Source organism: Mesorhizobium sp. DxT (assembly GCF_058448885.1).
The window spans coordinates 227,631-240,513 of sequence record NZ_JBZFLJ010000005.1 but is presented as its reverse complement, the minus strand read 5'-3'; the positions used below and the strand labels follow the sequence as shown (position 1 = coordinate 240,513).

Below are 12,883 nucleotides of genomic sequence, written 5' to 3'. Positions count from 1 at the left end.
AGGGCAATCGGAAGGAGTTTGTAATGACGGACAACGCATCCATCGCGCGCGACAGTTATCTGGCCTACGTCTCGGGCGACCGGGCCGCGATCGAAGCGCTGATCGCGCCCGACTTGCATTTCACGAGCCCGCTCGACAACCGCATAGACCGCAAGGCCTATTTCGAGCGTTGCTGGCCGAACAGCGCCAACATCAGGGACTTCCGCTTCGAACGCATCGTGCCCGCCGGGGACGATGTCGTCGTAACCTATGTGGGCGAGGCGATGTCGGGCCGCAAATTCCGCAATACCGAAGTGCTGACGGTGAGAGGCGGCAGGATCGTCGAGGCCGAGGTCTATTTCGGCTGGAACGTACCGCACGATGCGCCCGAAGGTGGCTCGCTAGCAAGTGATTCCGCCGCAGGCGCGTCGATGAAACTGACAACGGTCTATGCCAACCTAAACTGCTCGAATCTGGAAACAAGCACTGACTGGTTTGCGAGGCTGTTCGGGCGCGTAGCCGACGCGACGCCGATGCAGGGTCTCGCGGAGTGGCACCATGGTAAAACCGCCGGGCTGCAGCTCTTCGAAAACGCGCAGAATGCCGGCAACGGCACGCTGACACTGTTCGTCGAAAACCTTGAGGACGAACGCGAACGTCTTGAAAAGGCGAGCTTTCAGCCAGGAGCCATAGAGCCGGCAACCTATGTTCGGCTGCTGCGTATGCGGGATCCCGACGGCAACCTCGTGGTTCTTGCCCAGCCGAAAAGCTGAGGCAGAAGCTCTTCAGGCAGACCGTGGTCGGTGTCCGCAATTGACTTTTACGTAAATGCCGTGCCACATCCTGTTACGGTTTCATGACAGGACGGCCGCCCGAATGCGGGAATATTACACGATCACCGAACTGACCCGCGAGTTCGACATCTCGACCCGAACGCTTCGGTTCTACGAGGACGAGGGGTTGATCGCGCCGGTGCGCCGGGGTCGCACGCGGCTTTTCCGCCCATCCGACCGTCACCTCATCAGGCAGATCATGCGCGGCAAGCGGCTGGGCTTCTCGATCAACGAGATTCGCGAGATCATCCAGATCTACCGGGAGCCGCCGGGCGAGGTTGGTCAGCTCAAGCTGATGATCAAACGCATCGAGGAAAAGCGCGAGGAACTGCGCCAGAAGCGTCGCGACCTGGAAGAGACGCTGTCCGAACTCGACAATGCCGAGGAAGCCTGCGTGGAGCGGCTGGTGGAGCTGGGCGTCAGCACCTGAGGTTGCAGCGACAGGTTAGATCCAGCGCCGGACCTTCTTGGCGTAATCGCGGTATTTCTTGCCGAAACGCATCTCCAAGTGCCGTTCCTCGCGTTCGATCGCGAGCTTCTGCGTGACGAAGGCGGCGACCGGCGCCAGCAGGATGAACCAGACGATGCCGGCGATCAGGCCGATGCCGATCATCAGCATGGTGTTGCCGAGATAGATCGGGTTGCGGGTAAACGAGAACGGCCCGCTGGTCACGAGATGATCGGAGCCGCGGTGTGGCATGATCGTGGTTTTGGCGCGCGCCATCGTGCGCATGGCCGTAATGTCGATCGCCAGCGCGCCGCCGACGACCAGCCAGCCGACTGCGAAGAGCAGTTCGCCAAGCGGGCCCGGAATCCAGGGGAGCGGAACCAGCCAGTTCAGGACAATGGCTGCCGCAACCGCGGCGACGTAAACGATCGGCGGCCATGGCAGCGTGTTGGGACGGGTCTCGACGGCAGTCACGGTTGCTCCTCCACGGGCACGGCGAATTCCGTCTGGAAACTGCACTCCTGCACGATTTCCTGCAAGCGCTGCGTGGTTTCCGGGCTTGCCGTCTGGTTGTGGATTTCCTCCAGCCGGTTCTCCTCTTCGAGACCCTCCAGCACACAGACGCAATAAAGCGCGCAGAACTCCTGGCCTCTGGCCTCCTCGCACTGGGACGTGCAGGCGCGTGTGAAGGCGACGTCGGCCGCCATCGGCGCAGGCGGTGCGATGAGCGAGAACAGCCAGACGCAGGCGATCAGCACCGGCTGGTGGATGAGGTAGAAGGCAAGGCTGTGGCGTCCGCAAAACTGCAGCGGGCGCGTCCATTCGTACAGGGAAATCTGTCCCAGGCGCTGGAAGAGGCCCGCTGCAGCGGCGAGCTTGGCCGCTGCGATACCGAAAAGCACGGCGGCGAACCACGGGAACAGCGGCACATAGTCGTTCGAATGCGGATTGACGCTGGACAGCCCCACCCACCACAGCGCCGGGTGGTCGAAGAATGTTGAGCGCAGGAAATGCGGTGCGGCGAACACCGCGACGCCGACCACGATCGCGACCCATGCGGGGGCGCGCATGAAGGCGAGGCCGAGCACGCTCGCAAGCGCGATCTGGTGCAGGATGCCAAAGAATATGAAGCCTCCGGGGACCGCCAGCCAGGTGACGAGCGAGATCGCGGCGGCCGCGCCGGCCACCATCGCGAGCCTTGTCAGGAAGGGGCCGCGCCGAAAGCCGCGCGCATGCGCCAGAAAGAGGCTGACGCCGACCAAGAACAGGAACGACGATGCGATCGAGCGGGCAAACAGCCGCCAGCCGCCCTCGGCAGTCATGCCGGGGGTGGCATAGCCGAAGAATTCGAGATCCCATGCCAGGTGGTAGATCGCCATGGCAACCAGTGCCACGCCACGCGCGAGATCGATTGCCTCGAGGCGTGATTTGTCCTTTGCCGATCGCTGCACTAGTTTTGCCTTATCTCGACTCCATCCGCCGCCGCTTCAACCGATAGCACGAAAGACGCGCGGCTCGCCAAGCACGAAAGGGAGATGGCCATGCACAGCGTGGACGCGAACGGCGCTGCCATTCCGGCTCTGGGACTGGGAACATGGACGCTCGAAGGACGCGCCTGTACCGAGCTCGTCGAGCGGGCTCTGGACGTCGGCTACCGCCATATCGACACTGCAGCATCCTACGGCAATGAGGAGGCAGTGGGCGCGGGGTTGCGCGCGTCGGGCGTCACCCGCGGTTCGGTGTTTGTCACCACCAAGGTCTGGTGGACCGACCTTGCGCCCGACGACCTGAGCCGCTCCGCCGAGGCGAGCCTGAAGCGGCTGGGACTGGACGCTGTCGACCTGCTGCTGATCCACTGGCCGAACCCGGAAATTTCGCTGGCCGACACGGTCGCGGCGCTGAACCGTTGCCGCGCCGACGGGCTGGCGCGGCATATCGGCGTCTCGAATTTCCCGACGGCACTTCTGGCGCAGGCGCTGGAGCTGTCGGAAGCGCCGCTGGTCGCCAACCAGGTTGAGAGCCACCCCTATCTGGACCAGCGCAAGGTCTATGCGGCTTGCCGCCAAGCCGGCATGGCCATGGTCGCCTACTGCCCGCTGGCAAGGGGTGGGGCGCTGTTTGCCGAACCTGCCGTCACCGCAGCCGCCGACCGGCATGACAAGACGCCGGGCCAGATCGTGCTGCGCTGGCATGTCCAGCAGGACGGCATGGTCGCGATCCCGTGCACCAGCAGGCCTGAACGGCTGGCCGAGAACGCCGCGATTTTCGACTTCGGGCTCTCGGATGAGGAGATGGCGGCGATCACCGCCCTGCGCGGAAAGGGGCTGCGCATCTGCGACTACGGCTTCTCGCCCGAGTGGGACGCGGCCTGAGCCGCACCCACAATCACCTGCCGCGGATGCGGGGGTCGAGCGCGTCGCGCAGGCCGTCGCCGATATAGTTGATCGACAGCACCGTCAGCGAGATCGCCAGTCCCGGCCAGATGACGCGAGACGGGTTGATCGCCATGAAGTTCACGCCGTCATAAAGCAGCCGGCCCCAGGTCGGGTAGTCGGACGGAAAGCCGAGGCCGAGGAAGGAGAGCGCCGATTCGGTGATGATGGCCGTTGCGATGCCGAGCGTGGCCGACACCATGATCGGCGACAGCACGTTAGGCAGGATGTGACGGGTGACGATGCGCCGCTCGCGGGTGCCGATCGACTTGGCTGCCACGACGAATTCCTGCTCCTTCACCGACAGCACAGCGCCGCGAACGATACGGGCCGTCTGCATCCAGCTCGTGATGCCGATGACAAAGACGATCAGCAGGAAGATGCCGGTCTCGGGGCCGAAAGCGGCGCGCAGCGTGTCGCGGAACAGCATGATGATGACGAGCAGCAGCGGCAGGAGCGGTAGCGCCAGGAACAGGTCGGTCAGACGCATCAGAAGCCCATCCGCTCGTCGGAAATAGCCCGCAACCACGCCGATGGTGGTGCCCACGAACAGCGACAGCAGCATCGCCGTTATGCCGACCGACAGCGAGGTGCGACCGCCGGCCAGCACCTGGGCGAACATGTCGCGACCAAGATTGTCGGTGCCCATCGGGTGGGTAAGCGAGATGCCCTGGTTCTTGTCCCGGACATTGAGTGCCTGCGGATCGATGCCGTGGATGTACGGGCCGAAGATCACGAGCAGCACGATCGTCAGGAAGATGATCGCTCCGACCACACCGCCGCGATGCTGACGGAACTGCCGCCACACATCGGCGGCCAGCGTGCGCTGCTTGGTAACAAGCGGTGCACCGGGCGCGCCCGGTGCACTCGGCGGCGGGGTCTTGATGACGGCGTCACTCATAGCGGATCCTCGGGTCGAGAATGCCGTAGAGCAAGTCTGCGATCAGGTTGAAGAACACGATCAGCACGGCAAAGATGAAGGTGAGCGTCTGCACCAGCGGGATGTCCGCGCCCTGGATGGCGATGATGAGCAACTGCCCGAGGCCGTTCACGCGGAAAATCTGTTCCGTGATGATGGCGCCCGAGAAGATCGTCGGGATGCCGAGAGCGATCACCGTGACGACGGGGATCAGGCTGTTGCGCAGCACGTGTATGAGAAGCACCACGCGCTCCTTCATGCCCTTGGCGCGCGCCGTGCGCACGTAGTCCTGATTGAGGTTATCCAGCATGGAGGCTCGCACGAAGCGGCTGAGCTGCGCGGCGTTGTAGAGCGCCAGCACCGTGACTGGCAGCACCATCTGCCGCACCTGCGCCCAGAAACTCGACCAGTTCGTGACCTCCAGCGTCGTGTCGTATATCGACGGGAACCATTGCAGGTTCACGCTGAAGATGACGATCAGCACGACGCCGGTGAAGAAAGTCGGGACCGAAAAGCCCACCATCGACACGAACGTGCCGATCTGGTCGAACCAGGAGTATTGCCGGTAGGCCGAGACGATGCCGACGGGAATGGCGATCAGGATGCCGACGACGTAGGACATGCCGACGACCCACAGCGTCTGCGGCAGGCGCTCGACGATGAGGTCGACGACGGGGCTGCGGGTTGCCCAGGACCGAATGCGGAGCCGCTCGGCGGAATTGCCGATCTCGATGTTGAAGATGCGCTCGATGACATTGAGCGGCTCGTTGATGAAGAACTGGTGCAGCCAGTAGAGATAGCGAATGTGGAACGGTTCGCCGAGACCGAGCGAAATGCGGATCTGCTGGCGCACCTCTGGTGGGATCGTCAGCGGCAGATTGCCGGTCGGGTCGTTCGGCGCGAGGTCGAGCAATGCGAAGATGATGAAGCTGATGACGAGCAGGGTCGGCACAGCGAACATCAGGCGCCGAAGCGTGTAGTTCAGCATCGGTGTGGCTCCGGGCGCGCCGCGTCGATATGGTCGCGCGGCGTCTGGGCTGCCTTCATCCGTTCTTCCGCGGCGCGGGGCCGCGAAAGACCGGTTCGTCAGAGGTTGCCTACTTGGCGCGTGTCCAGTCGGCCACGTTCCAGAGTTCGGAGTCCCACGAGTTCATCCGCACGCCTTCGAGCGTAACCGAATGCGCGGACACGTCGCCGCGGTGGATAAGCGGGATGAGCGCGCCCTCGTTGGAGAGGATGTCGTTCATCTTCTTGGCCATTTCGCCGCGTGCCTCGAGCTCGGCCGTTTCGGCCATCTGGCCGACGAGTGCGTCATATTCGTCGGAGCAGAAACGGGGGATGTTGTTGCCCAGCCAGCCGTTCTTCGGGCTGGGAATGTCGCTGCAGAGCCAGCTCGACATGTAGCGCTCGGGATCGGTGCCCGGGAAGTTGTTGGTGTACATCTCCACGTCGGCGTAGAACTTCTGGAAGGTGTCCGGGCTGGCAGGGTCACCACCGAAGAACACCGCTGCGTCCACGTTGCGCAGTTCGGTTTCGACACCGATCTGCTGCCACATATCCTTGACCAGCGCCTGGGTGGCCTGACGGACGGAGTTGGTCGACGTCTGGTAGAGGAGCGACAGGCGCACGCCGTCCTTGGCGCGGATACCGTCGCCGCCACGCTCCCAGCCGGCTTCGTCAAGCAGCCTGTTGGCCTCCTCGACGTCCTGCTTGAGGCACCAGTTCGCGCCTGTGGAGGCATAGAGCTCCGGTGCTGGCAGAATGTTGCAAGTCGGCTGACCGCTGGCGCCGTAACCGGCTTCAACGAGAATGTCGCGGTCGATCGCGATCGACAGTGCTTTCCGGACGGCCGGATCGCTCAGGAACGGATGGACGCCGGCCTCCTTGGTGGATCGGACGTCGCCCTTGTCCGGCGATGGGTCCGTCCAGTTGACCTCGATACGCTCGACCGAAGTGCCATAGGATGAAACCACGACACCGCGGCCGGCAGCCGCCATCTGGTCGAGGATCTCGGGTTCGACCTGCAGGTTCCACGCATAGTCGAATTCGCCGGTCTCCAGCACCGAGCGCGCGGCCGATGCGGCGTCGCCGCCGCCCTTGAGCGTCGCCGTGGCGAAGGCGGGCTTGGCGGCGTCGCGATAGTGCGGGTTGGCCTCGAAGGACACGACGTCGTTGGCGCGGAATTCGGTCACGCGAAAGGCGCCTGTGCCGTGCGGGCCGAAATTCTGCTCGGTGCACTCGGGCGCACGCGGCCCAAGGCAGTTCTCGAACTGCGCCTTCTGGATGATCGGCGATTCAGCGCCGACGAAGGGGCCGTAGGGGAACGGCTTCGGCACCGAGAAGGTGACCTTAACCGTCAGATCGTCGATCGCCTCGACCTTCTCGACATCGGTGAGTTTCTCGAGCTGCTGGCAGCCGCCATCGGGATGCATGCAATATTCGGCTGTGAAGACGACGTCATGCGCCGTGAAAGGCGTTCCGTCGGACCACAGAAGGCCCGGTGTGATCTTCCACGTGATCGACTTCAGATCTTCCGAAACGCCGCCGTTCTCGACGGTCGGAATCTCGTCGACCAGCGCGGGCACCATGTTGCCGGCCTCGTCGTATTTGGCCAGCGGTTCGATCACCATGGACGATCCCTCGACGTCCTTGGTGCCGCCGGAAAGGAACGGATTGAGGATCGAGACGGCCTGCCAGTAGAGAATATTGAGGTGGCCGTCGGAGCCCCGTTCGGCCTGAGCGCTCGCGGCGCCGAGCGCCAGCGCGACGGCCGTGCCGGCCGCCAATGCGGTGAACCTTTTCATGTCTGCTTCCCCTTACGCATCTTGTTGGTTTTCTTGGTTTTGCTTTCGGCCCGGCGTGCAACTCCCATAGCAACAGCCGGATCGGTGGATGCATTCATTTCCGCACGAAAGTGCGGCATTGGCAATTGGTCTGTCGTCCTCCTTCCCTATGCACGGTGGCAGGCGACGTGGCGGCCGGGATCGACCTCCCGCCACGCCGGCTCCTCCGAAAAACACCTGTCGATCGCCTCCGGGCAGCGCGTGCAGAACTTGCAGCCGGCAGGCGGATTGGCTGGATCGGGTATGTCGCCCGTCAGCAGGATACGCTGGCGGCTGGCCTCGACCGTGGGGTCGGGCACCGGAACGGCAGACAACAAGGCCTTGGTGTAGGGGTGCTTGGGCGACGAAAACAGCGTCTTGACATCGGCAAGCTCGACGATCTTGCCGAGATACATCACCGCCACGCGGTCGGCGATGTGCTTCACCATCGAGAGATCGTGGCTGATGAACAGGTAGGTGAGGCCAAGCTTCTTCTGCAGATCCTTGAGCAGGTTGACCACCTGCGCCTGGATCGAGACGTCGAGCGCGGCGATCGGTTCGTCGCAGACGATGAAATCCGGGTCGAGCGCCAGCGCGCGGGCGATGCCGATGCGCTGGCGCTGGCCACCGGAGAACTCGTGGGGATAGCGGTTGACGTAGTCGGGGTTGAGGCCGACGGCGTCCAGAAGCTCGCGGACCTTTGCCCTGCGGGCTTCGGCTTTGTGGACGCCATGCTCGATGAGCGGCTCCGCGATGATCGAGCCGACCGTCATACGCGGGTTGAGCGATGCCTGCGGGTCCTGGAAGATCATCTGCATGCGCGGCCGCATGCGCCGCAGCCGCTCGCCTTCCAGTTCGGCAATGTCCTGCCCTTCGAAGAGGATGCGCCCGCCGCTGGCGCGGTAGAGACGCAGGAGCGTTCTCCCGGTTGTCGACTTGCCGCAGCCACTTTCCCCGACGAGCCCGAGGGTCTCGCCCCGGCGTATGTCGAAGGTCAGCCCGTCCACTGCCCGCACGGCGCCGACCTGCCGGCGCAGCAGGCCCTTGTAGACGGGGAAATGCAGCAGCAGGTCCTCGACCCGGACGAGCGGTTGTGTTTCAGGGCTGGATGCGCCCGGCCGCTCGGCGAGATCAACGGCCATCGCGCTGCCCTCCGGTTTCGGGGTCCCACCAGCAGGCGACATCGTGACCTGTCGCGATCTCTAGGAGACGCGGGTTCTCCTGCCAGCAGCGGTCGAAGGCGTGGCTGCAGCGCGGCGCGAAAGGGCACGAGGCGGGCTCGGCCAATAGCAGCGGCGGCTGGCCGCCGATCGAGCGCAGGCGTTCGTCGGTGTCGTGCCGGCCCGGCAGCGAGTCGAGCAGGGCACGCGTATAAGGATGCTGGGGCGTGGCGAAGAGGTCTTCCACCGGCGCGTGCTCGACCACCAGCCCGCCATACATGACGATGACCCGGTCGGCGATGCCGGCCGCGACGCCGAGATCGTGGGTGATCCAGATGATCGCCATGCCAAGCTTCTGGCGCAGGTCGCGCACCAGTTCGAGGATCTGCGCCTGCACCGTGACGTCGAGCGCCGTCGTCGGCTCGTCGGCGATCAGCACCTTGGGGTCGCAGGCGAGCGCGATGGCGATCACCACGCGCTGGCGCATGCCGCCCGAGAACTGGTGCGGATAATCGTCGATGCGCTTCGCCGCTGCGGGGATGCCGACGAGGTCGAGCAGTTCGATCGCGCGCTGCCGGGCCTGTTTTTTGCTGAGCCCCATATGCTCGCGCAGCGGCTCCATGATCTGGTAGCCGACCGTGAAGACCGGGTTGAGGGACGTCATCGGGTCCTGGAACACGAAGCCGATCCGCGCGCCGCGCACCTGCCGGATCTCGGAGGCGCCGAGCTGCACGAGGTCCTGATCCTGGAACATCACGCTGCCGTCGGCGATGCGGGCAGGCGGCATCGGCAGGAGCTGCATCAGCGACATCATCGCCACGCTCTTGCCCGAACCGCTCTCGCCGACGACGGCAAGCAACTCGCCTTCGTCGAGACTGAAGCTGATTCCGTTGACCGCGTGGATCACACCATCATGCGTGCGAAAGACGGTCTTAAGGTCGGAGACTTCCAATACGTGCGCGATTGGAACACCCTGCCAAATTGCTGCGCCGACGTTGCGGCGCGTTCCCCTTTATCGTTGGGGACGCATCTGACCACTTGGATTCCGACTTTTCAAGACAGTAAATGTGCAGCGGCTGCAAATGCACAAAAGCTGCACAAATGGCCCCTTCGGTTCACACAAGGACCGGCTGGCGGACGCGAGCTTCCTCACCGAAAACCTTGAGATAGCGCGCTATTTCGTCCTTGTCGCCCGTCGCCTTTTCCGGGTTGTCGGAGAGCTTCACGGCCGGGCGGCCATTGGCGCTGGTGACCTTGCAGACGAGCGAGATGGCGCGAAGCGCATCATTATGGGCCGGCGCGCAATCCTCGAAATCGTTGGTGAGGTTGGTTCCCCAGCCAAACGCCATGCGCACCTTGCCGCGGAAATGCTGAAACGCCTTCTCGATGGTGTCGACGTCGAGCCCGTCGGAAAAGATCAGCAGCTTCTCGGCCGGATCGCGGCCGCGCTCGCGCCACCACTGGACGATGCGTTCGCCGCCCTCGATCGCCGGCGCGCTGTCTGGCCGGAAGCCCGTCCAGTCGGCCACCCAGTCGGGTGCATCGCGCAGGAACGAGGCCGTGCCGAACGCGTCGGGCAGCACGATCAGCAGGTTGCCGCCGTAATAGGTCTGCCATGCCTGCAGTACCTTGTAGGGCGAGGCGCGCAGTTCGGCGTCGCTGTTGGTCAGCGCCGCCAGCACCATCGGGAGTTCGTGGGCGTTTGTTCCGAGCGCCTCGAGGTCGGTATCCATGGCGAGCAGCACGTTCGAGGTGCCGGTAAAGGATTCGCCGATGCCCTCCTTGAGCGCTTCCACACACCAGCGCTGCCAAAGGAAGGAGTGACGCCGCCGCGTGCCGAAGTCCGAGATGCGGATCTCGGGGTGCTTCTTGAGCCGCTCTACCTTCTCCCACACCCGGGCCTTCGCGCGAGCATAGGTGACGTCGAGCGCAAACGGCCCCATCGAACGCAGGGCAACGCGCGAGCGCAACTCGTTGATGATGGCGAGCGCTGGAATCTCCCACATGGTGGTGTCGTGCCAGCGGCCATGGAAATGCAGCTCATACTGGCCGTCGCGCTTCGACAGCTCGTATTCCGGCAGCCTGAAGCCTTCCAGCCAGGTCAGGAAATCCGGCTCGAAGATCTGCTTGCGGCCGTAGAAGGTGTTGCCGGCCAGCCAGATCATTTCCTTCTTGGTGAAGCGCAGCGTGCGCGCATGGTCGAGCTGCGCGCGCAGCTCCTGCTCGTCGATCTCGTCGGCAAGCCGCACGGATTTGGTCCGGTTTATGAGCGAGAACGTGGCGTCGACGTCCCGGTACAGCCCCCAGATCATCTGCAGCATCAAGAGCTTGTAGAAATCCGTGTCGAGCAGGCTGCGCACGATCGGGTCGAGCTTCCAGGTGTGGTTGTAGACCCTGCGGGCAATGTCTGTCTTGGGCATGTGCAGTCTCGATTGCGATGGCGCTTGCTGGTGCGAGCGGACCCCAAGGAGACTGCCTTGTCAATGCGGGCGCGTTGAGGATCGTTTGCGCCAGAGATGCGCGGAACCGCGACATATGCTTGCCCGTTTCGTTCGGGGGCGTTTCGAGGCACGCTCATGCAGGAACTTCACCGCATATTCTTCGGGGAGGCGGACACCGCCACGCTCTTCTTTTTCATCGAGATCGTCTTCAGGACGGTCGTCATGTACGTCTACACGATCTTCCTGGCCCGCCTTGTCGGCAAGGGCGGCATCGGACAGATCGGACCGTTCGAGTTCGTGCTGGTCATCGCGGTGGGTTCGGCCGCCGGCGACCCGATGATCTACCCGGACGTAGCACTGCTGCACGGAATTGCCGCGATCACCGTCGTGATCCTGCTGCATCGCCTCACCACGACGCTGCTCAATCGACACAGAAGGCTGGAACACCGGCTTGAGGGCCAACCGCTGCTGGTGGTCGACAACGGCGAGGTTTGCGAAGACCGGCTGGGCGCGGGCGCGCTGACGAAACGCGAGCTGTTTTCGCTGCTGAGGCAGGCCGGTATCCGCCACACCGGCGAAGTCGAATCCGCCTGGTTCGAGCCGTCGGGCCATTTGAGCGTGTTCCGCCGCCGTGCGACCGAGGCACATGGTGTTTCGACCTTCCCCGGCGCCGACTGAGGCCGCGCTGCTATTGTGCCTCGGCGGATTCGGGCTAGAATACCGCCGAAAGGGCGCATCCGCGTCCGGTTCCCCCTGACGACAGAATGCGGAGCATTTGACCATGGAAAAGCGCAGGCTTGGCCGTACGGATATTTTTGTGTCGAGAATCTGCCTCGGCACCATGACCTTCGGCGAGCAGAACACGGAAGCCGAGGGCCACGCCCAGCTCGACCTGGCGCTCGATCGCGGCGTGAATTTCATCGATACAGCGGAACTCTACCCGATCCCGCCCAAGGCGGAGACGCAAGGGCGCACCGAGCGCTACATCGGCAACTGGATGAAGGCGCGCGGCAATCGCGACAAGGTCGTGCTGGCGACGAAGGTTGTCGGCCGCACGGCCAACGAGTGGTTCAGGGGAGGGCGCCCTTCGAAACTGGTGCGCGCCGACATCATGGATGCCATCGACAAGTCGCTGCAGAAGCTGCAGACCGATCATGTCGATCTCTACCAGATCCATTTTCCCGACAGGCTGGTGCCGTGGGGATCGAGCCCGACGCGGGTGGGCAAGTGGCCTGCCGAGCGCGCCGTCGACGAGACGCCGGTCGCCGAGACGCTGGCCGTATTCGATGAACTGGTGAAGGCGGGCAAGATCGGACATCTCGGGCTTTCCAACGAAAGCGCTTGGGGCGTGATGAAGTTCGTTGCCGAAGCGGAGAAGGGGGCAGGTCCGCGCGTCGTCTCGCTCCAGAACGCTTATAATCTGGTCAACCGCACCTTCGAGGTGAACCTGGCCGAGGTGTGCGATCGCGAGGATGTGGGCCTGCTTGCCTATTCGCCGCTGGCGCAGGGCTACCTGACGGCCAAATACGACGACGGCGCGTTGCCTGAAGGTTCGCGCAAGCAGCTCTTCGACCGGCTGCAGCGTTACGAGACGCCGGGTGCAGCCGAGGCACACAAGGCATACAACGCGCTGGCGCGCGAGTTCGGCATGGAGCCTGCGCTGTTTGCCAACGCCTTCGTGACGCACCGTCCGTTCGTCGCCTCGAACATCATCGGCGCGACCTCGATCGCACAGCTCGAGGTGGCGCTCGATTCGGCCGACGTGACCTGGACGGACGAGATGCAGAAGGCCGTCGATGCGATCCACCAGCAGCGCGGCAACCCTTGCCCCTGACGGCAAGCGCGTTAA

General features: G+C 63.9%; 13 protein-coding genes. 5 read left to right on the top strand and 8 right to left on the bottom strand.

The features are described from left to right. The first annotated feature begins 23 nt into the window (after window positions 1-23). Together ACVJNE_RS12000 and ACVJNE_RS11995 are read left to right on the top strand one after the other, a co-directional pair. Complete coding sequence (locus ACVJNE_RS12000; RefSeq protein WP_499565822.1) at window positions 24-752, top strand: nuclear transport factor 2 family protein; 729 nt, start codon at window positions 24-26, stop codon at window positions 750-752. Between the two features lie 103 nt (window positions 753-855). Next, window positions 856-1,242: a MerR family transcriptional regulator gene (locus ACVJNE_RS11995; protein WP_173191126.1), complete on the top strand. Its 387-nt coding sequence runs from the start codon at window positions 856-858 to the stop codon at window positions 1,240-1,242. A gap of 15 nt (window positions 1,243-1,257) precedes the next feature. Here the strand turns inward: ACVJNE_RS11995 and ACVJNE_RS11990 are convergent, their stop codons facing one another. Further along, window positions 1,258-1,734 carry a methyltransferase family protein gene (locus tag ACVJNE_RS11990; protein WP_368802920.1) on the bottom strand — a complete coding sequence of 159 codons (477 nt, stop codon included), beginning with the start codon at window positions 1,732-1,734 and terminating at the stop codon, window positions 1,258-1,260. Beyond that, entirely contained in the window at window positions 1,731-2,711 is a 981-nt protein-coding gene (locus tag ACVJNE_RS11985; protein WP_499565819.1) for a heparan-alpha-glucosaminide N-acetyltransferase, read from the bottom strand. Before ACVJNE_RS11985 ends, ACVJNE_RS11990 begins: the two co-directional genes overlap by 4 nt. Window positions 2,712-2,801: 90 nt before the next feature. Between ACVJNE_RS11985 and ACVJNE_RS11980 the strand changes: the two genes are divergently transcribed. Further along, window positions 2,802-3,632, top strand: coding sequence for an aldo/keto reductase (locus ACVJNE_RS11980; protein WP_499565817.1), 831 nt, complete (start codon window positions 2,802-2,804; stop codon window positions 3,630-3,632). A gap of 13 nt (window positions 3,633-3,645) precedes the next feature. Here ACVJNE_RS11980 and ACVJNE_RS11975 read toward each other — a convergent pair whose 3' ends face one another. From ACVJNE_RS11975 to pncB, 6 genes are all read right to left on the bottom strand, one after another. After that, window positions 3,646-4,593, bottom strand: coding sequence for an ABC transporter permease (locus ACVJNE_RS11975; protein ID WP_499565815.1), 948 nt, complete (start codon window positions 4,591-4,593; stop codon window positions 3,646-3,648). Next, complete coding sequence (locus ACVJNE_RS11970; RefSeq protein ID WP_499565813.1) at window positions 4,586-5,599, bottom strand: ABC transporter permease; 1,014 nt, start codon at window positions 5,597-5,599, stop codon at window positions 4,586-4,588. Before ACVJNE_RS11970 ends, ACVJNE_RS11975 begins: the two co-directional genes overlap by 8 nt. A 109-nt stretch (window positions 5,600-5,708) precedes the next feature. Then, the gene (locus tag ACVJNE_RS11965) at window positions 5,709-7,415 is read right to left on the bottom strand and encodes a peptide ABC transporter substrate-binding protein (protein ID WP_499565811.1); all 1,707 of its coding nucleotides are present in this window, start codon (window positions 7,413-7,415) and stop codon (window positions 5,709-5,711) included. Window positions 7,416-7,561: 146 nt separating this feature from the next. After that, entirely contained in the window at window positions 7,562-8,575 is a 1,014-nt protein-coding gene (locus tag ACVJNE_RS11960; protein WP_499565809.1) for an ABC transporter ATP-binding protein, read from the bottom strand. Beyond that, the gene (locus ACVJNE_RS11955; protein ID WP_499565963.1) at window positions 8,565-9,557 is read right to left on the bottom strand and encodes an ABC transporter ATP-binding protein; all 993 of its coding nucleotides are present in this window, start codon (window positions 9,555-9,557) and stop codon (window positions 8,565-8,567) included. Before ACVJNE_RS11955 ends, ACVJNE_RS11960 begins: the two co-directional genes overlap by 11 nt. Window positions 9,558-9,708: 151 nt before the next feature. After that, on the bottom strand, window positions 9,709-11,013 hold the full coding sequence (pncB, locus tag ACVJNE_RS11950; protein WP_368802928.1) for a nicotinate phosphoribosyltransferase: 1,305 nt from the start codon (window positions 11,011-11,013) through the stop codon (window positions 9,709-9,711). Between the two features lie 156 nt (window positions 11,014-11,169). Between pncB and ACVJNE_RS11945 the strand changes: the two genes are divergently transcribed. Beyond that, on the top strand, window positions 11,170-11,712 hold the full coding sequence (locus tag ACVJNE_RS11945) for a DUF421 domain-containing protein (RefSeq protein ID WP_499565807.1): 543 nt from the start codon (window positions 11,170-11,172) through the stop codon (window positions 11,710-11,712). 103 nt (window positions 11,713-11,815) lie between these two features. Next, window positions 11,816-12,868 (top strand): aldo/keto reductase, encoded by a 1,053-nt coding sequence (locus ACVJNE_RS11940; protein WP_499565805.1) that lies wholly within the window; start codon window positions 11,816-11,818, stop codon window positions 12,866-12,868. The last annotated feature ends 15 nt before the right edge of the window (window positions 12,869-12,883 follow it).